General features: G+C 45.2%; 21 protein-coding genes. 12 read left to right on the top strand and 9 right to left on the bottom strand.

Features of this window, described 5'->3' with window-relative positions:
- Positions 1-19 precede the first annotated feature (19 nt).
- The 5 genes from AC0IYG_RS10395 to AC0IYG_RS10375 form a co-directional block, all read right to left on the bottom strand.
- Positions 20-2,812, bottom strand: a complete 2,793-nt coding sequence (locus tag AC0IYG_RS10395; RefSeq protein WP_471711021.1) for a DUF5686 and carboxypeptidase regulatory-like domain-containing protein — start codon at positions 2,810-2,812, stop codon at positions 20-22.
- A 97-nt stretch (positions 2,813-2,909) separates the two neighbouring features.
- Positions 2,910-4,823: an AAA domain-containing protein gene (locus tag AC0IYG_RS10390; protein WP_471711020.1), complete on the bottom strand. Its 1,914-nt coding sequence runs from the start codon at positions 4,821-4,823 to the stop codon at positions 2,910-2,912.
- A gap of 26 nt (positions 4,824-4,849) precedes the next feature.
- Positions 4,850-6,079: a multidrug effflux MFS transporter gene (locus AC0IYG_RS10385; protein ID WP_471711019.1), complete on the bottom strand. Its 1,230-nt coding sequence runs from the start codon at positions 6,077-6,079 to the stop codon at positions 4,850-4,852.
- A gap of 152 nt (positions 6,080-6,231) precedes the next feature.
- Positions 6,232-6,426, bottom strand: a complete 195-nt coding sequence (locus AC0IYG_RS10380; protein ID WP_471711018.1) for a hypothetical protein — start codon at positions 6,424-6,426, stop codon at positions 6,232-6,234.
- Between the two features lie 27 nt (positions 6,427-6,453).
- Positions 6,454-6,666, bottom strand: a complete 213-nt coding sequence (locus tag AC0IYG_RS10375) for a hypothetical protein (RefSeq protein WP_471711017.1) — start codon at positions 6,664-6,666, stop codon at positions 6,454-6,456.
- A gap of 380 nt (positions 6,667-7,046) precedes the next feature.
- On the opposite strand from AC0IYG_RS10375, the gene AC0IYG_RS10370 reads away from it, so the two are divergent.
- The 10 genes from AC0IYG_RS10370 (at position 7,047) to AC0IYG_RS10325 (ending at position 15,558) form a co-directional block, all read left to right on the top strand.
- Positions 7,047-7,811 (top strand): carboxypeptidase-like regulatory domain-containing protein, encoded by a 765-nt coding sequence (locus tag AC0IYG_RS10370; RefSeq protein WP_471711016.1) that lies wholly within the window; start codon positions 7,047-7,049, stop codon positions 7,809-7,811.
- Positions 7,757-8,542 carry a TonB-dependent receptor gene (locus AC0IYG_RS10365; protein ID WP_471711015.1) on the top strand — a complete coding sequence of 262 codons (786 nt, stop codon included), beginning with the start codon at positions 7,757-7,759 and terminating at the stop codon, positions 8,540-8,542. The genes AC0IYG_RS10370 and AC0IYG_RS10365 overlap by 55 nt, the downstream gene beginning before the upstream one ends.
- A complete protein-coding gene (locus tag AC0IYG_RS10360; RefSeq protein ID WP_471711014.1) occupies positions 8,539-9,213 on the top strand; it encodes a hypothetical protein in 675 nt (224 codons plus the stop codon). Before AC0IYG_RS10365 ends, AC0IYG_RS10360 begins: the two co-directional genes overlap by 4 nt.
- A 10-nt stretch (positions 9,214-9,223) precedes the next feature.
- A complete protein-coding gene (locus tag AC0IYG_RS10355; protein ID WP_471711013.1) occupies positions 9,224-9,793 on the top strand; it encodes a hypothetical protein in 570 nt (189 codons plus the stop codon).
- Positions 9,794-9,921: 128 nt separating this feature from the next.
- Positions 9,922-10,983, top strand: a complete 1,062-nt coding sequence (locus AC0IYG_RS10350; protein WP_471711012.1) for a sensor histidine kinase — start codon at positions 9,922-9,924, stop codon at positions 10,981-10,983.
- Between the two features lie 866 nt (positions 10,984-11,849).
- Positions 11,850-12,137, top strand: coding sequence for a LytR/AlgR family response regulator transcription factor (locus tag AC0IYG_RS10345; protein WP_471711011.1), 288 nt, complete (start codon positions 11,850-11,852; stop codon positions 12,135-12,137).
- A complete protein-coding gene (locus tag AC0IYG_RS10340; RefSeq protein WP_471711010.1) occupies positions 12,103-12,603 on the top strand; it encodes a LytR/AlgR family response regulator transcription factor in 501 nt (166 codons plus the stop codon). Before AC0IYG_RS10345 ends, AC0IYG_RS10340 begins: the two co-directional genes overlap by 35 nt.
- A gap of 60 nt (positions 12,604-12,663) precedes the next feature.
- A complete protein-coding gene (ku, locus tag AC0IYG_RS10335; protein WP_471711009.1) occupies positions 12,664-13,437 on the top strand; it encodes a non-homologous end joining protein Ku in 774 nt (257 codons plus the stop codon).
- A 1-nt stretch (position 13,438) separates the two neighbouring features.
- A complete protein-coding gene (gene ligD / locus AC0IYG_RS10330) occupies positions 13,439-14,338 on the top strand; it encodes a non-homologous end-joining DNA ligase (RefSeq protein ID WP_471711008.1) in 900 nt (299 codons plus the stop codon).
- 41 nt (positions 14,339-14,379) lie between these two features.
- A complete protein-coding gene (locus tag AC0IYG_RS10325) occupies positions 14,380-15,558 on the top strand; it encodes a glycoside hydrolase family 18 protein (protein ID WP_471711007.1) in 1,179 nt (392 codons plus the stop codon).
- Here the strand turns inward: AC0IYG_RS10325 and AC0IYG_RS10320 are convergent.
- Positions 15,551-16,264 carry an endonuclease V gene (locus AC0IYG_RS10320; protein ID WP_471711006.1) on the bottom strand — a complete coding sequence of 238 codons (714 nt, stop codon included), beginning with the start codon at positions 16,262-16,264 and terminating at the stop codon, positions 15,551-15,553. The genes AC0IYG_RS10325 and AC0IYG_RS10320 overlap by 8 nt on opposite strands.
- Before the next feature lie 70 nt (positions 16,265-16,334).
- Between AC0IYG_RS10320 and AC0IYG_RS10315 the strand changes: the two genes are divergently transcribed.
- Positions 16,335-16,841, top strand: coding sequence for a hypothetical protein (locus AC0IYG_RS10315; protein ID WP_471711005.1), 507 nt, complete (start codon positions 16,335-16,337; stop codon positions 16,839-16,841).
- Between the two features lie 287 nt (positions 16,842-17,128).
- On the top strand, positions 17,129-17,341 hold the full coding sequence (locus AC0IYG_RS10310; RefSeq protein ID WP_471711004.1) for a hypothetical protein: 213 nt from the start codon (positions 17,129-17,131) through the stop codon (positions 17,339-17,341).
- Positions 17,342-17,436: 95 nt separating this feature from the next.
- Here the strand turns inward: AC0IYG_RS10310 and AC0IYG_RS10305 are convergent, their stop codons facing one another.
- The 3 genes from AC0IYG_RS10305 to AC0IYG_RS10295 are packed head-to-tail and all read right to left on the bottom strand — an operon-like array spanning position 17,437 to position 21,027.
- A complete protein-coding gene (locus AC0IYG_RS10305) occupies positions 17,437-18,738 on the bottom strand; it encodes a DUF5690 family protein (RefSeq protein ID WP_471711003.1) in 1,302 nt (433 codons plus the stop codon).
- Positions 18,739-18,756: 18 nt separating this feature from the next.
- A complete protein-coding gene (locus AC0IYG_RS10300) occupies positions 18,757-20,112 on the bottom strand; it encodes an aspartate aminotransferase family protein (protein WP_471711002.1) in 1,356 nt (451 codons plus the stop codon).
- A gap of 39 nt (positions 20,113-20,151) precedes the next feature.
- On the bottom strand, positions 20,152-21,027 hold the full coding sequence (locus AC0IYG_RS10295; protein ID WP_471711001.1) for an alkaline phosphatase: 876 nt from the start codon (positions 21,025-21,027) through the stop codon (positions 20,152-20,154).
- Between the last annotated feature and the right edge of the window lie 4 nt (positions 21,028-21,031).

Below are 21,031 nucleotides of genomic sequence, written 5' to 3'. Positions count from 1 at the left end.
AAATTCTATTGACCGAACTCTAATTTCTACCCAAATTAAAATTCATCGTAGTCCCAATCCTAAACACCGTCGTTTTATACTTGAAACTTTCAAAATTACTCACAACTTCCACCCGGAACGGCAATCGGATGCCTACATCCAGGCCGTAGCCCAGTTCTGTATAGTTGTTGGAAGCCGGGGTGGCCAGATAATGCAGCATGAAGTTTTCTTTGATGCCAAGAATGCGGAACCAGGTGATTTGGGTTAACAGAAATTTGCGGAGTTCACTGAGGACGTGGGCTTCAAAAAACTGGTTAGAAGTGCTGTAACGGTAATAATCGAGCATCCTGAATGTTCCTACCGGGTCACCCAGCTGAAAAAAGAAGCGGTTGCCTGCAAAATGTTGAAAATCAGGATAGCGGACCTCGCGGCTATTCAGGAATTTTCCGGCACTCAGCTTATAGCTTAGTTTGCTCCTGATTCCAGTCTCAAATCCGTGCGCAATGCCAATTTGCAAAAGATCAAAATCCACATCGCTGCTGAACACATTATTGATCCCTTTGCGATAGTTTAATGACAGTTTCGGTGAATCGTCATTATAATAGGTCGTTTCTCCCTTTTTTGTCCTGTATTTCTGCCAGGGTTTGTAGTTTGCCGTAATCCCAATAGTTAAAGCCTGGTGGGCCGTCATTTCAGTGAATGACTTGCCTGACTCGCCATTCTCGTCAATCGTAAACGGATGATTTGAAGTAAAGTCCCTGCGCTTCCAATCAATCCAGCGATAAGGTCCGAGGTTTCTTAGGTTTTGAAGCGGGCTCCGGTCTGCGTATTCAATGTTCGCTTTTAGCTCGAAATGTTCGTTTTCACGGTCTGTTGAAAAATCCAGCCGGACGAAATTCTTTTCGTAAACTTTGATAAAGTTCTGCTCCAAAAACAATGTTGTTAGCGAGTTCAAAAGCGGGTGCATCGGGTTTTCAACATTAAATTGCGAAACGGTTTGCCCACCGGAAACATTGATTTTATTGCGTTTCCAGCCGTAATCAACTCCGCCGTAGAACATTAGCTTCTGCCTTGCAAAAGAGTAACGCGTCAGTGCATTGATTGCTAATTCCTGCCTTTGCGAAGTGGAAAAGCGCTTTATGTCAGCAGAACCGATTTCCAAACTATCCAGCTTTTTCGACTTACCGCCGCCATTATAGCGCAGCTTCAACCCTCCCCCATTCAAAACCAAACCCTCTACCGTGTTAACCTGCGCGCCAAGCAGCGGCGTCACATAATCCAGGCGCCAGGGACTCCTTTTGCCTAAACTAAAACTGTGGCCCGTAAAAATATCGCCTATAAAACCCAATCCGCCGCCTTTTCTATTCTTTTTAGTCGTGTCGGATTTCGTGACTTTCAAACTGTCTTTCTGTTCCTGCGTGCCTTTCGTTACGACAACAATGCTGTCCAGCCGCGTGTAACTTTTTACTTCTGCGGTCGTGAGCGGCACAGTTCGGATGGAATCCCAGAATGCCGTGCTGCGCATGCTCGCCATGGAATCGACAACGGTTGAGTCATTTCTGGTAAAATTGAGGTCAATGTCCTCTCCTTTCTCCTCCTTCGCTTTCAAATCCTGCTTTTCGTATTCTTTCATCATCTTCCGCAAGTTTTTAGCAGAAAATTCCTTTTGCTTACTAACAACTTCTTCCAGCTTCTGCGTCTTGATTTCCCTGCCCGAAAGCTTAACCTTTTTTGCCTCGTCTTTTTGCTTTTTATCATCCACAACCACGATATCAGGTCTGAATGCTGGGTTAATCTTAATGTTTGAAAACGATTGAGAGATCACAAAATCACCTTTCCCCTTCAACCCATAAATGCCTCCCTGCACATGAAACTGCTGATTAACCGGCATCCAAACGCCTTGAACCGGGCTGTAAACCTGCTTGATATCAATCGTAAAACCGGTGTTAACCGTCGTCAGATCAAGGCTGTAAATGCTCCACTCGTCTTCAATGATGTGGATCGTTCCCTTATAAACGCCTTCGCCGTAAGAGCGCGGAGTAACTTTTATTTTATTTACTTCAATGCCATTTTCACGAAAAGCTCCTTGATATTCAAACTTATAGTAAGCAAATGCTCGGGGAGAAAGCGGAGAAACGGCTTTCACAACTTCGGGCTGGTAAAAACTCGTCAGTAAGTAAGCATTGGGATTGGCAAAATCCTTGTCCTGGCTGTTTCTGGCGGCTATAACCTTCTGTTTGTACGTGTTAGGCTGCTTGAATGTGACCTCGGAAACACTTTCATTCAGGATCGGGACGCCCTTTTTAAAGTTCGTTTCCTTTTCAACTTCCTTCAATTCCTTTTTATACAAAAATTCCAAAGGCAAATCTGTGATCACAACCGAAGATTTGGAATAAGCCTTGGCGACATAACTGTCCACTTGCAGCAAATGATAGCGGCTTTTGGCGATCGCGCGGCGCATAATGGTGTAGGCAGGATCCTCATCGCGACTGCCAATGCGCACTTCACCAAGATTAAGCGCCTGCTCTTCCATGGTGAGGTCGAACGTTTCCATTTTGTTCTCAACCGTGAAGCCTTTCTGGCCTGTTTTGAAACCTAAATATTGAAAAATGACCTCGTAGTAACCCGGTTTCAGATCGAGCTGATAGCGGCCTTCTTCATTAGAAATGGTGCTGATGGCTGTGCCTTTGACGATAATGGCAGCGAACGGGAGCGGTTCGCCATTTTTGGTCTTGATAATTCCTTTGATCCCACTCGCCGACCCAGCCTGTCCGAAACAATGCGCAATGACCAGAAAGGAAAGAAGAATAACAGAAACGTAATGTTTGCGCATAGAGAGACCGGGTTCGTGAGGATGTGACCATCTGTTGCCAAGATGCGTTTAAATATAAATGGGTTGCATCTAAAAGCCAACAAGATTTTTCCGGTCCTCAGATATCCGCGAACTCCCAGGCACTTTGGTAAGCATTCAAACCCTCAGCATAGGAAATGAAATCTGCGTAAAAAGGCAATCCGGAAAGGGTCGCACTGTCGCCGATCACCACCAGTTTTTTGCGCGCTCGCGTCATAGCCACATTCATCCGGCGAATGTCCGAAAGGAAACCAATCTCACCTTCGGGATTGCTGCGGGTCATGCTGATGTAAACAATGTCGCGTTCCTGGCCTTGAAAACTGTCGATTGTATTTACTGAAATTTTTGCGATAAATGGCTGCAAAAGCGCATTATGCGCCAATTGTTCTTTTAATCGACCGATCTGTTCTTTGTAAGGTGAAATGACCGCAATGCTTGGAAATTCTTCTGTTTTGAAGCTTTTGGATTGCGTCAAGTCGGTCACATATTGGGTCAAATGTTTAAATAGAAACGCAGCTTCATCTGGGTTCGTAGAGCTGGTCCCTTCCAGTTTTTCATCAAAACCGCAGCCTGCTGTGTCAATGAAAGCCAATGCATGGTCTGCCGGAAAAACCAGATGATGCGCGACTGCTTCGTTGGCTTTGAGTTTGTTTTGATAAAATACTTTGGAAGAATATCCCATGATCGCCTCGTTCATCCGATATTGTTCTTCCAGCAAAGTCACAGATTCTGGATGAAGGGAAACGCATTTTTCAAGCAATGTTGTGGCCAGGCCATTTTTCGCCGCTTCACTAGATTTAATCGTTGGTGCTAATTGGAAATGATCACCGGCAAGCACCACTTTCTCCGCTTTTAAGATCGGAATCCAGCAAGCCGGTTCCAACGCCTGGCCAGCTTCGTCGATGACAACGGTTTTGTACTTTAAATTCCTGACCGTGTAATGGTTAGCACCCACCAATGTTGCCGTAATAACCTGCGCTTTGCTCAGAATATCCTCAATCGCATACTGCTCCACGCTTCCCACTTCCTTCATGATTTTGTGGGCTTCGTCAAAAAGCGCTTTCCGCTGATCGCGTTCGGCTTTTCCGAAGTTACGCTTGTATTTGTGTGCCAGATTTTTGTATTCGTTTGCTTGTTTTTTCAGCGCCTTAATGTCTTTCATACGCGTATGGCCAGACAATTTGTTATCCAATGTCAGCGACATCAACCGCTCCGAAACCCGCACCGGATTACCCACCCGAAGCACATTTAAACCTTCATCAGTCAGTTTTTCACTGAGCAAATCCACAGCCGTGTTACTAGGCGCAACGACCAGAATTTGCTGATGATCCTGTTTAATCAAAGTCTTGATCGCCTGAACCAATGTGGTCGTTTTACCCGTTCCCGGAGGCCCGTGCACAATGGCAAGATCCGACGCCGAAAGGATTGTATTTACAGCTTCATTTTGTGAATTGTTGAGCTTAGGGATTGTAATTTTGGGAAGTTGATCATTGAACGACGGTGTTTTTTCTCCCGTAAGGATTTTTACCAAACGCCCCTCTTTTTCATTTTCGAGTAATGCAGATGCGGACTTAATGGCACCCTGCATTTCATCATAACTATTGTCGTCAAAAAGCAGATCGATGCCCAACTTTCCGTCGCGCGACCAGTCCGGCAATTCGTCTGTGCGCAATGTGATTTTCAGCCTGTTTCCGCTTTGATGCGTGATAATGCCTTCCAGCCGATCCTTTTTTGGTTCATGATTGGAAAACAAAACGGCAGGCATGCCAAACCGCAACTGATGCGAAATATCCTGGTGCGTAGTGCGCTCGACCTCAACCGCCAGATAATCACCCCGGCTCATTTCGGAACCGCGAATGGCGATCGGATACCAGCTTAACCCGCTGGCACGACGCTCAGAAACAGACGATCTTTCGATCAGCCGCTGGTAAGATTGCCGGTCTTCTTCTCTTTCTGTTTTGAGTAAATCGAGGAGCTTTTTGAAATAATCCATGCACAAATAAAGTCAACAAAACCGGTTTAATGCATGACGCCAGCATCCGCGCCTTGCTGCACTTCCACTTTTTCTTTGATAAATCGTCTGCCAAAAACCAGCACAGAAAGCGCCAGAAGCGATGATCCGGCCATGGCAGCGACCATTGGAACAACAGAAGGAACCTCAAATAAACTGATCACAATGGAGATCAATGTGCCCGCGCCCATTTGAAAAGCGCCCATTAATGCGGATGCGCTGCCGGCATTTCTCGTAAAAGGAGCAAGTGAAAGTGCGGCGGCATTGGGATAAGTGTAGCCAATGCAGCAAAGGAAAAAGAATAGGAAAACAATGGTTACCGGCAATGTCAGAAAACCTGCCAAAGCTGCGGCAAGAAATGTAAAACTGACCAAGACCTGGCAGATCAATGCGGTGTTGACAACCTGCTCACTGCTGAATTTCCTCAAAAACAATGTATTTAACTGGCTCGAACCAATAAATCCGACCGAAAGAAACGCAAATATCCAGCCGTAAACTTTCCCGTCGGTGTAAAAAACTTCCATGAAAACGAGCGGCGAACCTGCGACATAAGCGAACAATCCGGCGAAGGCAATGGCGCCTGTGAGCGAATAAGTATAAAACTGCGGCTCGCGAACGACCTGCAAAAAATTCATAATGATCGGCTTCGGTTTCAGCGAAAGTGATTTATCCGGCTTGTAACTATCTGGTAACCAAAGCACAGTGGCGATCAGGATCGCAACGCCCATGCCGGTCAGGATCCAGAATACGGAATGCCAGCCAAAAGCATCAGTAACATAGCCCCCAACCGTCGGTGCGATCATAGGTGAAACGCCGACGACCAAAAGAAGCAGCGAAAATACTTTTGCATTGTCCTTAACCGGAAAAAGATCCCGGACCATGGCAACGGAAGCAACCGTGGCGGCACAACTCCCGATCGCCTGTATGACACGTAACAATATCAAATCGTTGATGGAAACAGCCATTGCGCAGCCTATCGAGGCAATAATGTAAACGCAAAGGCCAATAAAAAGTGGCTTTTTCCTGCCAAACCGGTCCAGCAATGGACCGTACAACAATTGACCGACAGAAATTCCCACAAAAAAGCCAGAAAGCGAAAGCGAAACTTTGGCAGCGGTTGTATTCAGATCTCTTGCTATGGCCGGAAATCCGGGAAGATACATGTCGATCGAGAAAGGCCCCAGCGCCGTTAAACTCCCTAAAATGAGGATCAGGAAAAAATATGTTTTTTTGGACATTATTATTAATTGTGGCGTAGCATTAGGCCGTATAACGCGGTTAAGCGGCTGAGGGTTCGGGGAAAATTGGATTTATCTCACTGCGGCGCAACAAAAAAGGCCCCGCGTTAATTCGGAGCCTCAGCTTGTTTTCATGACAACGGATTCGATTTTCAGGCCGCGATCCAGTCCAACTTCTTATAAACTTCACGGGCGCTTTCGCTCACCGCGTATGGAACTTTGTTTTTTAGATAAATTACGCAGCCTCTTCCTTCTTTAATGGGTGCTATTTTTGCTACGTCGTCTCTGTGAATAATGATATTGATGAGCTTTTGGCCCAGTAAGCTAAATGTACCTGATTGTACCATGACTAAATTAAACGAAAAAAGTTAGTTCTAAGCAATTCCACTTAACGAACCTTCTGACTTCAAATACAACAAGTAGTAATCTTTTGAGATAGCAAAATAACCAAGGTCAGTTCTGTTGCTCATTTGTAAGAAATCTGCTACTTCTCTCTGCGCGTCTGTTTCGGTATTTGCGCCCGTAACTGTAAGAACTGCGCCAGGCTTCAAAGTGCTTATTGCGTTATTTCCAAGTGTCGCTATCATGTTATATTTGATTAAGAGTTAGTCGTTGTAAAACTGTTTTGGAAAGGCTTCTTAAATAAATATGCCAGCGGGATAATTCAAGGATTAAGAAAGCAGCAAAAACAGCACTTAGGCATGCTTCAAGTCACAAATCAGAAAATTAACATGCTGATTCAGTGCGATTTAAAAATTTAGAAAAAATTTTATGATTAATGTTCAAAAAATGAAAATAAGCACTCAGTTACGTTTGAATTGATCATCCGTTTTCCGCAAAATTTTCGCCTTCGCTTTCCACTTCGGACAACTTTTTCCGCACTTCATACTGCTGCTTCTGAACTTCGGTCAGACTGAATTTCTCAGCCATTTCCTTCTGCTCAATTTTGTCTCAAACAAAGGGCAAAATGAAAACGCTATTGATTACTTTTTTACTTTTTACGGCACTCGCAACATCTGCCCAGACAACCATTTCCGGCAAAATAACAGATCATAAAGGAGCCGCAATGCCAGGTGCAAATGTCATTCTGAAAGGCACTTATGACGGAACATCTTCCGACGCAACTGGCGCATTTACATTCATCACGGGTGAATCGGGAAGCCAGATTTTAAGCGTTCAAGCCATTGGTTTCAAAACGCACGAGGTTACTTTGGAGCTGAAAGGCCAGCCTTTGACATTGAATATTTCCTTAAACGAAGCCATTAACCAGTTAAACGCGGTCACGATCACAGCCGGCGCAATGGAAGCAGGGGACGAGAAGAAATCGGTCGTGCTGAAACCGCTGGACATTGTGACCACTTCCGGCGCAATGGGCAACATTACGGCTGCATTACTAACATTACCCGGCACTTCCACAGTCGGCAACGACGGCAGGCTGTTTGTCCGCGGCGGCGATGCTTCCGAAACGGCCATATATATCGATGGGTTGCAGGTTGGCAATGCATTTGGCAGCACAACCGCCAACGTCCCGACCCGCAACCGGTTCAGCGCCAACCTTTTCAAAGGATCATTTTTCAGCACAGGCGGCTATTCAGCCGAATATGGACAAGCACTTTCGTCTGCATTGGCATTAAACACTGTGGACATTCCGCTAAGAAGCCGGGCGACATCAGTGTCATGTCATTGGGCGGAGGTTACACACAAACATTGGTTGGAAATGACCGAGCATTAACCGCCTCGGCCAATTATTACAATCTGGCTCCTTACCAGGCATTGGTTAAGCAGGATTTTGATTGGGAAAAAGCGCCTTCCAACTGGGACACCGAGATTTCCTTGCGCCAGAAATGGGGCAATGCAGTGACGGGTAAGGCAGGTTTCATTAAAGCATATTTTCACACCGAGGGCAGCAATATGGCCATCTGGCAAAAGATTCCGGGGGAAAATAGCCGTGGAGATTATGTAAAACTCAACAACCAATATCATTACGGCAATGTATCATTTCGTCATTCTGGCGACAAAGGCTGGCTTTTCTACGGCGGCGCTGCTTTGTCCAATAACCGCGACGCCACCCGGTTCAATGCAGACGATATCAGGCAGATTAATCAGGTTTTCCATTCCAAAATAGCCGCTGTCAAAGATTTCTCATCCCAGTTTTCTGTAAAAAACGGATTGGAATTTTATGCCAAAAGTTATTCAGAAGCCACGCAGGTTGAAAACCGGAAACGACAGTTTACAGATCATCAGTTCAACCATTTCGTCGAAGCCACTTATTATTTCAGCAACAGCCTGATCGTCGTGGGCGGTTTACGCAGCGGTTATAGTTCGCTGGCAAAGGTAATGTGGTTTACGCCCCGGTTTTCGGTTGCTTATAAGCTCAGCAATCAGGGCCAGTTCTCATTCGCGGCAGGGAAATTCAAGCAGCTGGCGGAGGAAAAACTTACGCCGTCCTGCAAACGGATTTGAAAAATTCCGCTGCAACACATTACATTCTTAATTACTTCATTGTCAATAACAACCTCACATTCCGCGCTGAGGCTTTTTATAAAAACTATGACAATCTGGTCACTTACAAAGGATCAACAACCGAGCCGAAAAACCTTGCATTGAACGGCTCGGGATATGCAAGAGGCGTGGACTTTTTCTTACGCGACAAGAATACAATCAAGGACACGGATTTCTGGGTCACTTACAGTTTTGTGGACAGCAAGCGTCAATTTGCGGCTTATGAAACCAAAGTCCAGCCATCATTTGCACCCAAACACAATGGCTCGGTGGTCGTGAAGCATTTCGTTACTTCCATCAAATCCTTGCTCGGCACATCGTGGTCGTGGAACAGCGGCTACACGTTTGACAATCCCAATTTGCCCGGAGAAATGCAGCAGAAAACAAAGCCTTACAGCGACCTCAGTCTGAGCATCAGCTATCTCCCGAAACCCAATGTCATCATCCACGTTGCTTGTTCCAATGTGCTCGGAAGGCAGAATGTGTTTGGCTATAAATATGCGTCACAACCCGACGAAACGGGTTCCTATGCCAGTCAGCCCGTTGGCCAGGGCGCGAAAAGATTTCTTTTCGCAGGCCTTTTCATCACACTTTCGAAGGATAAAAAAGCAAATCAATTAAACAATTTATAATCTATCATTCATGAAAAAGTTACTACAAATCACCATCGCAATGCTGATCACAATGTTCAGCGCAGCCGCCCAGGATTCGCCTTATCAGAAAGCGATGAAAAAGGAAATCGCCAAGCTCATGGAAGCCGATTCGGTTCCTCAATATCAGCAATCGGCCAATGCATTTGCCAGAATTTCCGAGCTTAATCCCAATGAATGGCAACCTTATTATTATCAGGCGCTGGCCGGGGCATATCAAGGTATCGACGAAGCATTGCCTGCCGAGAAACGTGACGAAGTTTTGGCAAAAGCAGCAGAAATAGCTTCAAAAGCAGATGCGGTTTCCAAAAACAATTTCAGAAATCGTGGCTTTGCAAGGCTTTATAACCATGGCCAAAGTGAGCGTGGATCCGGGCGGACGCGGGCCGGGCTTATCCGGCCAGGTGCTGCAAACATTTGGGAAAGCATTGGCGCTCAACGACAAAAATCCCCGCGCAATGATATTACTGGCGCAAATGGAACAAGGTATGGCAAAGTTTTTCGGCTCGGGCATGGAGAAATCGTGCGGGTTGGCGAAGGAAAGTCTCGCCATGTTCGCTAAGCAAGACGAAGCAGCTTTAAAATCAGCATTAATGCCTTACTGGGGAAAGAATTTGGCTGAGAAAATGGTAAAAGGCTGTCAGTAAAACCACTTTTAGAATTGCATATTATTCGGCAATATTGCGGCACATGAAATTGACAACGCGAGGCTCAAAAAAATTCTGGAATTTCTCTCCCGCTTTTATCGGCGCCAACCTGCTGATTGCGATGGTCATTTCGATCGGCGCCTTCGCTGAATGCATTGCCACAGGCGAAGGTTACGGCGCTTTGGCGCAGGAAATCCTGATCTCATTCGTCATGTCTTCCACATTGAGCTATGGCGGTTTTTTGATGGAAGATTATTTCGACCAGACCATTTCCTGGATTCAATATCCGGTCAAAAGATTGATTTTAGAAAGCCTTTGCTACTTTTTGTACGTGTTCTGTGCGAGCATTGTGATCATTTTCTTATTCCAATTCTTTGTTACAAAAACATTTACGCTAAACAACATTCCGTGGAACAGGCTGGTAAGCTGGACCGCCTTTCCAATGAAAATCTCCTTCGTGATTCTGTTCATACTCATCAGCCGTTCTTTTTTACTGGAATGGCGGACGGCGGCAATTGAGTCCGAACAGCTGAAAACGGAGCGGTTTGCGCAGCAATATCAATCCTTGAAAGACCAGCTCAATCCACATTTTTTGTTCAACTCGCTGAATGTGCTGAGTAATCTAGTTTATGAGAATCCGGACACAGCCGCAAAGTTCATCCGCCAGCTTTCGGGCATTTACCGCTATGTGCTGGAAGTGCAGCAGGAAGAGCTTGTGACATTAAAACAAGAGTTGCAGTTCGCCGAAAATTACCTTTCGTTACAAAAGATCCGGTTTGAGGAAAGTTTGCAATATCAAATCAAAATCCAAGGCAACTCAGAAGGACTTTTACCCCCGCTTTCCTTACAATTATTACTCGAAAACGCCATCAAGCACAATGTTGCATCGACCGAAATGCCATTGAAAATCAACATTGAATTGATTAATAATCAACTAATTGTAAAAAACAATTTGCAACCCAAAAGCAGTTTGCCCGACGAATCAACCGGCATAGGCCTTTCGAACATTAGCAAACGATATGAGCTGTTAAGCGCAGAGGAGATTTCAGTTACGAATGAAGATCAGTTTTTCATCGTGCGGTTGCCGTTATTGGGAATTTGCTAGAAAAACGCCAAGTCGCGGCGCGACGAAATATTGGTAGCAAAAACACGATCAAAGGGCGATTTAAATCCCGGCAGGGATGAGACGAGGATCGTTACACACGCCGTTACATGCCTACCGGCATTGCGTTTGTTTTGCGATCATTAAATTCTACCAATATGACATGCCGCTGGCATTGCGTTTGATTTTGCGATCGTCAATTCTACCAATATTTCATGCCTACCGGCATTACGTTTGATTTTGCGATCATCGGTTTTACCAATGTGATATGCCGCTGGCATTGCGTTCGATTTTGCGAACATTAAATTCTACCGATATGACATGCCGCTGGCATTACGTTTGATTTTGTGACATCGGTTCTACAAATAGGATATGCCACCGGCATTGCGTTTACATTCGCAACTTGGCAGAAACAGAAGGTTACATCAAGCCCAAACAGCCTCGGAGCAACAACCCGTTTCTAAGAAAAACGCCAAGTCGCGGCGCGACGAAATATTGGTAGCAACGCGATCAAACGGCAATTTCAATCCCGGCAGGGATGAAACGAGGAACGTAACACACGCCGTTACATGCCTACCGGCATTGCGTTCGATTTTACGATCATTAAATTCTACCAATATGACATGCCTCCGGCATTGCGTTTGATTTTGCGATCGTCAATTCTACCAATATTACATGCTACCGGCATTACGTTTGATTTTGTGATGATTAAAGAAACCAATTCACCATGCCGCTTGCATTAAGCCTACATTAGCAAATTGTTTGAAACAAAAAGCTGCCCCTGCGCAGCCAAACCGCCCCGGAGGGGCAACCTGTTTCTGGAAAATATGATTCAAACCAGTTTTTAGCTCCGGAAGGGGCTTCCTATTATGAAGATCTTAATCATTGAAGACGAAAAACCAGCGGTGAGGCGCCTGATCCAATTAATTGGCCAGCATTTGCCGGAAGCGCAGGTTATTGCGAGCCTGGATACGGTGACTGCTGCGGTCCAATGGTTCGCAAGCAACCCGGAACCGGACCTGATCTTTCTCGACATTCAGCTTGCGGACGGCATTAGTTTTGAAATTTTTGATAAAATAAAAGTGACTGCGCCGATCATTTTCTGCACGGCTTATGACCAATATGCGATCAAAGCATTCAAGCTCAAACAGCATTGATTATTTGCTAAAACCCATTGATCCCGAAGAGCTTAGACAAGCACTTGAAAAATTCAGATCTGGAAAAAAGGAGACAGGAATTTCATTGGAACAGATCCGCAGCCTTATCCTGCCCACAACCAAAACATTTAAAACCCGCTTTCTGGTGAAGACCGGCGAACGCATTCAAACGATTGATGTGCAAGACATTGCATTCTTTTTCAGTGAGGATAAGGTGACGATTTTGCAAACTGTGCAGGGCAAAAAATACAATGTTGATTACATTCTCGATGACATTGAAGAAATGGTTTCGCCGGAGCGGTTTTTTCGGATCAACCGAAAATACATCTGCTCGATTGCGGCCATTAAGGACGTCTTTACTTACTCCAACAGCCGCCTGAAAATCCACCTTGAAAATTGCGCAGATAACGACATTCTGATCAGCCGTGAGCGGATGGGTGCTTTCAAGAATTGGCTCGGTCAGTGACGCGGCACGGATTTTTACAAAAATGCTGTCTAAAACCATTCGTCACTATCGAAGAAAGATATGAGAGCAATTTGGTCCGGAGCCATTGGATTTGGCCTTGTCAACATTCCTGTAAAACTGTTTAGCGCAACCCAGCAAGCCGAGCTGGATTTAGATATGCTGGACAAAAAAGATCACGCGAACATTAAATATCAGCGTGTTAATGGCAACACCGGCAAAGAGGTGGACTGGGATGACATTGTGAAGGGCTACAAAGTCGAAGACGAATATGTGGTGCTTGATGAAAAGGATTTTGAAAAGGCAAGCCCTGAAAAAACCAAGATCATTGAAATCGCAGAATTTGTCAACGAAAAAGATATCGACAGCATTTACTACGAAACGCCTTACTATTTACAGCCTGAAAAATCGGGTGGAAAACCTTATGCATTGCTGCGCGATGCGTTGAAAAAGACGGGTAAGGCGGGTTTGGGAACGTATGTTTTGAGAAACCGGGAAAGTTTGGTCTTGATAAAAGCGGCTGGTAACATGCTCATTTTGAATAAAATCAGGTTCCAGGATGAAATTCGGGAATCGGACGAGCTGGACATTCCGGACGTGAAGATCAAGCCTGCTGAAATGGCGATGGCTGTGCAGTTGATCGAGCAATTGACCACCGAATTTGACATTTCTAACTATAAAGACACATACAATGAGTCGCTGCTGAAACTCATTATGGAAAAAGCGAAAGGCAAAAAACCGACCGCTCCGAAAATGAAGATCGTGCATTCGAAAAGCAAGGACCTTATGGCCCAGTTGAAGGAAAGTTTGAGCGCGCCAAAACGAAAAGCATCGTGATATGAAAAAGAAAGCGGAACTGACGCATCTAGAAAAGATTTACTGGCCTGATGACAACATTACCAAGGGCGAGCTTTTGGAATATTACAGCCTGATCGCGCCTTACATTATTCCCTATCTCAAAAACCGGCCGATGTCTTTGCGGCGCAATCCGAACGGAATCAACGAGCCTAGCTTTTTTCAGAAGGATGCGGGCGATAATGTTCCGGACTGGATCAAAACAGAAGAGATCCTGGCGGAATCGACTGGGAAAATGGTGAATTATTTCATTTGTAATGATGTCGAAACGCTGCTTTATCTGGCCAATATGGGCTGCATTGAGATGAACCCGTGGAATTCTACGATCAACAAGCTGGATAATCCGGATTACATTGTGATGGACATCGACCCGTCGGATAAGAACACATTTGATGAGGTGATCGACGTTGCGCTTGTGATTAAAGAGCTTATTGATCAGACGGGAATGACGGGTTTTTGCAAAACATCCGGATCGAGCGGGCTGCACGTTTACATTCCTTTTGGCAAAAAATATACTTACGATGAAAGCCGCGATTTCGCCGAAATCCTGGCAACAATGGTGACCGAGCGCCTGCCGGAAATCACTACGCTGGAAAGATCCCTTTCCAAGCGGAAAAAGAACCAGATCTATGTCGATTTTATGCAAAATAGGATCGCGCAGACGCTGGCCTCTGCATATAGCGTGCGCCCGAAGCCGGGAGCGACTGTCTCCGCGCCGCTGGAATGGAGCGAAGTGAAGCACGGATTGACCCCAAAAGATTTTACAATCAAGAATATGCTCAAACACGTTGAAGAAAAAGGCGATCTTTTCAAAGGTGTTTTGGGAAAAGGTGTGGATATGGCGAAGGCATTACAAAAGCTCGAAGCATTGCAAGCGGATTAAATTTGTAGTTACTTTATCGCTACAAATCATATCCTAATCCCATGCTTTTTACAAAATTTACGAAAACCCTCATTCCCGCATTTACAGCCCTGCTCCTGGCGACTCCGCTGCTGTTCTTAAATGCATGTAAATCCGAAGAAAAAAAGGAAGAATCCGCAGCCGCAACCGATAGCACATCCGCAAAACCAGTCGTGATCGGTTATGTGGGCGGTTTTCGCGGACTTATCAAAACGGACAGCATTGAGGTTGAAAAGCTGACGCACATTAATTACGCATTCGTGGATGTACAGAAAGGCAAAGCATTTTTAACCAATGAAAAAACGGATTCCACCAATTTTCGGAAGCTTAAATTGCTGAAAGAAAAAAATCCGGACCTCAAAATCCTCATTTCCCTGGGCGGCTGGACGTGGAGTGAGAACTTCTCTGACGCCGTTTTAACCGCAGATTCACGAAAAATATTTGCGACAAGTGCGGTTGACATTATCAAAAAATATGACCTTGACGGTGTGGACATTGACTGGGAATATCCGGGCATGGCGGGCGAAGACGGCAACGTTTTCAGACCGGAAGACAAGCAAAACTTCACATTAATGTTCGAAGCAATCCGGCAGGAGCTGGATGCTTTTGAGAAAGAATCGGGCAAGAAAAAGCTGCTGACCACCGCAGTTCCGGGTTTTATATCTTTCCTGAAAGTGGTTGAAATGGGAAAGGCGGCGAAATATCTGGATTATGTGAATATGATGACTTACGACCTTTTTCAGGGCGACACGGCTGTGCATCATGCTGCTTTGTATCCGTCAAAAATCTACAAAGCGAGTCACTCTGTGGACACGGCTGTGAAGGCGTTTGCAGCAGAAGGCGTTCCCATGAACAAACTGGTCGTTGGACTTCCTTTTTATGGCCGCATGTTCCGTGTTGCCAAATTGGATAAAGGACTAGGACAGAAGCAGATCAAGCAGGAATATGTGGATGGCTACACCATGATCAAAGATAGTCTGGTTAATAAAAAAGGCTTTAAAGAATATCGTGACGAGGATGCAAAAGCGCCTTATTTGCTTAATGCTAAAACGGGTGACGTGCTAAGTTATGACGACGAGCAATCGGTGCGCGACAAATGCAAATATGTTTTAGACAAAAAATTGGGAGGCGTCATGTTCTGGGAATACGAGTCAGATTCCAAAACTTATTTGCTCGACGAAATCGATAAGTCACTCAAATAATTTCATGATATCCTTCGCTTAACTCCCCGATCCTGAACCGGTTGACGAATTCGTGCGCTCTTCTGGTAGGCTCGGGGAGCCGGTGTTTTCTAATGCATTGCATCGCAATGTCCATGCTGTCTTTAAGGCTCATTTTATGTCCCGGCGAGATGAAAATCGGTTTGACCTTTTGCTTACTCCGCAATGCAAATCCAATCGTATCACCTTTGTCGGTTACCAGACTGTATTCACCTGTCACATTACCCGGTTCTGCGTAAATTCCCGCCAGCTTTTTCTTGGCACATCCCATCGTAATAGTGTCCGTTATAACACCGAAATGCGACGCGATTCCAATTCGTCGTTTGTGTAAAATCCCATTGCCGTCAAACATGATCACATCAGGCTTCACTGGAATTTGCTCAAAAGCTTTCAGGATGGAAGGAATTTCGCGAAATGCAAGATAACCAGGGACATAAGGAAAAATATTAATGCCTTGAACCAGTGAATACGCAATAGGTTCGAGCTCAGGAAAACTTAAAATGACAATCCCGGCGTAAACCGTCTCGCTGTTCAAATCCAGGGAAATGTCGGCGCCGGCAATGGTTTTAATTCCGCTATCCATAGGCGTAAGATCCAGTTGCTCGCGCAGATTTTCCTGGATCAATGTTGCCTCAGAAATGGTTAACTGCCCATAATTGGACTCGGGCGTTTCAATGATGCTTCTCATAGGCCATTGGCATGATATTCTTTGTATAACCTTAAATCACTGTCGTACTTTAAAAAATCAAGCCATCCTCATGGAAACAACTACTGTTAAGCGCAAATGGGCAAATTGGAAATTCATTGCATTCATTGTCGTCCTGATTGCCATTTTTATAAAATTCTTTGTGCTTGGCGATGGTGACGAAAATGCGCCGGTTACTGTGGAGCTGGACTTGCCAAAAATCGCTTTTCGCAATATGCAGGAAGTTGAGGCTGTTTTAGGAAAAGGAAAACTGGACAGTTATTACAAAGACGAAGTGGCTGGCTGCGAAAAATGCCCTAAAATGATCTATCGCGAAGGAAAGGTTGAGATCATTTTTATCAATGAAATCGCTGATCAAATTCAGCTGAACAAGCTTTCAGATTATGATTTTGAAGACCGGGTTATATTGGGACTGCTGAATCTGAAAGAAAACATCAAACCAAATGTGGATGAAGATCAGCTCAAAAGATGGGATAACTACGAAAAATATTCTCAGATCTCAGCCTTTGCATCCGGCAATGACATTGAATACATTCTGATCAAAGCGAAAACAAAATAAGCTCCGCTCCTGCTCACCGGCGCCAAACGACTTAGCTAAATGTGCTAATTGAAAACTAAATCAAATTGCACTATTCAAATGTTTAATGCGAATCAATTTTTCTTTAATAATGAGCTTCTGCGCAACGCTTCATTTTCATGAATGACCTTTAAATTACTCATCATCAATTAAAACCATTCATATTGCCATTAGCTCATTTCTTAAAAAAATCCTATGCGTGTCAGAAACATTGACTTACATTTGTACAGTCAAATAAGACAAACACAAGAATTAAAAAAGATTTAGCTATGAAAAATTCAATCACAACATTCGTTTGCGCTATGGCGCTCAGCACTACTTTCGCATTTGCCAACATAGAAGATAAAACAAAAGTAGCGGCTCCAAATACATTACCAGCTTCGGCCCAGACACTTCGAAACGCCGGCACCGCAACGCGAAAAAGCAAACAACGATTTCGCCAAATACACGCCGGCACAAAAAGCTTCGATTGTCGAGCTTAAAATTGCAAAATAGTTAGAGAATCAGTTATTAAGGTGAAATTGAGATTAAAAAGGAGAACCATTTAGTTCTCCTTTTTTTGTGCCTTTCAAGCACATTATGCAGCTGCCAGGCTCGAATCATCAGCCTTTTCTTCACGCGCTGCCCTAACTTTTTCGAGGTAAATATTGGCAAATGCAAGCAGCAGCAATCCGAGGAAAAATTGAATGTAGGTGAACTGCATCAGCACTTTGGACCAGCTGAGTTCTTTCATGAAAAACTCTTTATAAAGCAGCAAAGCCACGCTGCCGAGATAACCAATGCTTTCGCAGATATAAACGAAAAATCCCGCATTGGCCCGCATCCTGAAAAGCGCGATCATGCGTTCAAAAATGACTGTCTGCAAAACGGTGTAAGACAGAAATGTCCCCAATCCCACCATTAACATCCAGTAAAAGCCATTAATAGCGCCTTTTTGGAAAAGAAATGTTCCCGCTCCCAATAACGTCACGGATGCGAAAAGGATAAGATTCGTTAGTCGAAATCCCTTCACATTATCCCGCACAAAAGCCAGGCTGCCAATGATTACCAGCACAACGACTCCTGTGATCATTTCAGTCGTCGTAAAAACGCTGCTTCCCCAGTTGGCGTCAATTTCATTCCAGATCTCAATCGTGAAATTATCCCGGAAATCACGCAGCACAACGAGCGTTGCATAAAACACAACCAGACAAACGATCGGAAAGCCAAATTGCGCCATCACGACGCGCTTATCCTCATTCGTCATCGGCTTCCGCTCCGTTCTTAGTTGAATGTCCTCGGGCGTAGGCTCAGGAATCACCGAAAGCATCCACACGAAAAAGCAGAAAAACGGCAGGAACAATGCGCCCATAAACACCGGCATCCAGAATTCCGAAATGCCCGGAAGCATGGTGTGCAGTTCAATGTAAGTGGTTTTCAAGATTCCAGAAGCAACCACAACGCTGATATTCAGGCCCATAGCGAGCATTTCGGTAAAACGGCGCCCTTCCAGAAAACTAAAAACAACGCCATAAACCATCCCGAGCGGCAGGCCGTTGATAAAGAGAAATATGAAATTGTAAGGGTAAGGAACAAGTCCGAAGAAAAGCAAGGCGATCTCAGCAACGAGGATTAAGGAGATAATGAGCTTGACACGGGCGCTGTGTTTCAGCTCTGAAATGACCTTGATCCCGGCAAATTTGGAAAGTGTATAACCTGCAACCTGCGCAATGATCAGAACGGCCTTGTAACTAACGTCACCCAGTTCAAGTCCCTGATAAAGACCCGCGTTGAAGGGTTTTCGGAAGGCATACATGCAAAAATAAGCTCCAAAAGAGGCAATGACGGCCCAGGCAATGAACAGCGCGTTGGAACGCTGCAATGCTTTTTGTAAACGCATAGCACTGGTTTTTATGAATTACACAAAGACGGAGGCCTTTTCCAGGGCGTTTTCAAGAATCAGCAAGGCTTCACGCAATTGTTCACGGCTGATGATCAGCGGCGGCGATAATTGCAGCACATTTCCTTGCGAAACTTTGAAACTCAAACCATTTTTCAGGCATTCGTACATCACAATTTCTGCTTCCTTTACGGCTTTTTCCTTGGTGTCTTTGTCTATTACTAATTCAATCCCCCACAACAGCCCAACGCCTCTCACGTCCCCGATGAGCGGAAATTTATCTTGCAATTTTTGTAATTCAGCCGCCATGAAAACGGCATCTTCCTGCACTTTTTCCAGGATCTGGTTCTGCTCCATATAGTCGAGCATCGCCAATGCTGCTACGCTTCCGAGCGGACTTTTTTCATGTGTAAAATGCCCCAGCGAAACGCTTTGAGCAATGTTATGCGTGTCACGGGCCACGATCGCGGCCATAGGCATGACGCCTCCGCCCAAGCCTTTTCCCAGACAAATAATGTCCGGCTCAATGTCGTAATGTTCAAAGGCAAACATTTTGCCTGTGCGTCCGAATGCGATGGGAATCTCGTCGAGAATGAGCAAGACTTTATGCTTCGTGCAAATCTCGCGGACTTTGTTCCAATATGCCTGTGAGGGGATCTGGACGTCAGTATTTCTGATGGTTTCAATCAAAAAAGCGCCTATATCACCCTCTTTCTCAATTACATATTCGAGATAATCCGCATAAGCCAGATCACCATTTCCTGCATTGGCAAATGGTCCGCGATAAGTCATAGGTGGCGGAATGCGCTCTACGCCAGGCATAAGCGGGCCCATGTCTTTGCGAAAATCCAGCTCACCGCCCGCAGAAATCGCATCCAGCGAAGCACCATGAAATGAATCCCAAAGCGAAACAACTTTATGCTTTCCCGTCACAATTCGCGCCAGTTTCAGCGCCATACTGATCGCCGAAGTGCCTCCCGGTGCAAAAAGCACGCGGTTAAGGTTGCCGGGCAACAGACTTCCCAGTTTTTTGGCCAGTTCGATGGCCGGGACATTGGTATAACGCCTCGGCGAAAAAGGCAGAATATCAAGCTGTTCTTTTAGTTTTTCAATAATATAAGGATTGCGGTAACCAAGCTGATGCACATTGTTACCATGGAAATCCATGTAGGTTTTGCCTTGAATATCAGTCAGATAAATGCCATCACACGAAGCCAGCAGGTCCAGACAAGGTGTTGAAAGCGACTGGTGCAGGAAATGTTCCGCATCATCTTCCAGATAAGAAAGCGTTTCCGGATCGCTCATGACGGCATACCAGTCACGGCGCGCTTCTGATAAATTGATATCCCCCTCCGTTCTGTTGTGACTGGCCATCTTGGACTGATTATGAAATGCTTATGCGCTAAAATCGATTTACTTCTGGCTTTTCCAAAGATTTTCCGGCTCTTTATAACCATCAAAGGCAGGTTTCACAGGACGCCCGATCCAGGCATAAGGCTGCTGCACGCCGAGCACGAATGCAATGGTGGAAGCGAGGTCATAAGTGTAAACTTCCTGCTCGATCTTATATCCTTTTTTCACATCCTTACCATAGAAAATCCCCGCAATTTCGGCTTCCTGAGGCGTTGCGCCGCCATGGCCTTTGCCAACTCCACCATGATCTGCCCAAACGATTACCAATGTCTTGTCCATAATATCGGCATCTTTCAGCCCCGAAAGGATTTTCCCAATCAGGGAATCCGCTTTGGCAACGGACTCATAATATTCCGCCGAACCGTGCCCGCCGTGATGGCCTGCGTGGTCTACGTGGTCAAAATGTACAAAACCCAATGCAGGTTTTTTGGTTTTGATATAATTGACAAAATCGGTTGCAGTGGAGTCTTCGGTGCCGAAACGCTTGTCGTAATTCACAGCGTCTTTCTGAAATAACCTTCCAAAACCATCCCAATGATACACCACGCCAATTTCCGCTTTGGGATTAGCCTTATGAAATATACTGAAAATGGTGGGAAAACGTCCGTCCTTCTCCTGCACGATCGGCGGCAACGTGTGCTTGTCAATTTCCCAATCGTTGTTAATAATGCCATGTTGCTCAGGCCCCGCACCCATGATCATGGACGCCCAGTTCTGGCTGCTCGCGGAAGTAAGCACGGTGCGCACATTCCATTTTACACTGCCATTTTCAATCATATCATGCAGCACCGGCGACTTGCCTTTGTTGATCCCATCCGGACTCAGCCCATCCACACCGATCACGATCACGTGCTCAATGCCTTTGGGTTTATCCATTTTT

It is taken from the genome of Dyadobacter sp. AC419, assembly GCF_979253085.1.
Note: the sequence above shows the minus strand (reverse complement) of the source record. Positions and strands in the feature narration are given on the sequence as shown.

What these genes read in the sequence shown, in the direction of transcription:
- AC0IYG_RS10395 (WP_471711021.1), bottom strand. Translation starts at nt 2,812, where the DNA reads ATGCGCAAACATTACGTTTCTGTTATTCTTCTTTCCTTTCTGGTCATT.
- AC0IYG_RS10390 (WP_471711020.1), bottom strand. Translation starts at nt 4,823, where the DNA reads ATGGATTATTTCAAAAAGCTCCTCGATTTACTCAAAACAGAAAGAGAA.
- AC0IYG_RS10385 (WP_471711019.1), bottom strand. Translation starts at nt 6,079, where the DNA reads ATGTCCAAAAAAACATATTTTTTCCTGATCCTCATTTTAGGGAGTTTA.
- AC0IYG_RS10380 (WP_471711018.1), bottom strand. Translation starts at nt 6,426, where the DNA reads ATGGTACAATCAGGTACATTTAGCTTACTGGGCCAAAAGCTCATCAAT.
- AC0IYG_RS10375 (WP_471711017.1), bottom strand. Translation starts at nt 6,666, where the DNA reads ATGATAGCGACACTTGGAAATAACGCAATAAGCACTTTGAAGCCTGGC.
- AC0IYG_RS10370 (WP_471711016.1), top strand. Translation starts at nt 7,047, where the DNA reads ATGAAAACGCTATTGATTACTTTTTTACTTTTTACGGCACTCGCAACA.
- AC0IYG_RS10365 (WP_471711015.1), top strand. Translation starts at nt 7,757, where the DNA reads ATGTCATTGGGCGGAGGTTACACACAAACATTGGTTGGAAATGACCGA.
- AC0IYG_RS10355 (WP_471711013.1), top strand. Translation starts at nt 9,224, where the DNA reads ATGAAAAAGTTACTACAAATCACCATCGCAATGCTGATCACAATGTTC.
- AC0IYG_RS10350 (WP_471711012.1), top strand. Translation starts at nt 9,922, where the DNA reads ATGAAATTGACAACGCGAGGCTCAAAAAAATTCTGGAATTTCTCTCCC.
- AC0IYG_RS10345 (WP_471711011.1), top strand. Translation starts at nt 11,850, where the DNA reads ATGAAGATCTTAATCATTGAAGACGAAAAACCAGCGGTGAGGCGCCTG.
- AC0IYG_RS10340 (WP_471711010.1), top strand. Translation starts at nt 12,103, where the DNA reads ATGCGATCAAAGCATTCAAGCTCAAACAGCATTGATTATTTGCTAAAA.
- ku (WP_471711009.1), top strand. Translation starts at nt 12,664, where the DNA reads ATGAGAGCAATTTGGTCCGGAGCCATTGGATTTGGCCTTGTCAACATT.
- ligD (WP_471711008.1), top strand. Translation starts at nt 13,439, where the DNA reads ATGAAAAAGAAAGCGGAACTGACGCATCTAGAAAAGATTTACTGGCCT.
- AC0IYG_RS10325 (WP_471711007.1), top strand. Translation starts at nt 14,380, where the DNA reads ATGCTTTTTACAAAATTTACGAAAACCCTCATTCCCGCATTTACAGCC.
- AC0IYG_RS10320 (WP_471711006.1), bottom strand. Translation starts at nt 16,264, where the DNA reads ATGAGAAGCATCATTGAAACGCCCGAGTCCAATTATGGGCAGTTAACC.
- AC0IYG_RS10315 (WP_471711005.1), top strand. Translation starts at nt 16,335, where the DNA reads ATGGAAACAACTACTGTTAAGCGCAAATGGGCAAATTGGAAATTCATT.
- AC0IYG_RS10310 (WP_471711004.1), top strand. Translation starts at nt 17,129, where the DNA reads ATGAAAAATTCAATCACAACATTCGTTTGCGCTATGGCGCTCAGCACT.
- AC0IYG_RS10305 (WP_471711003.1), bottom strand. Translation starts at nt 18,738, where the DNA reads ATGCGTTTACAAAAAGCATTGCAGCGTTCCAACGCGCTGTTCATTGCC.
- AC0IYG_RS10300 (WP_471711002.1), bottom strand. Translation starts at nt 20,112, where the DNA reads ATGGCCAGTCACAACAGAACGGAGGGGGATATCAATTTATCAGAAGCG.
- AC0IYG_RS10295 (WP_471711001.1), bottom strand. Translation starts at nt 21,027, where the DNA reads ATGGATAAACCCAAAGGCATTGAGCACGTGATCGTGATCGGTGTGGAT.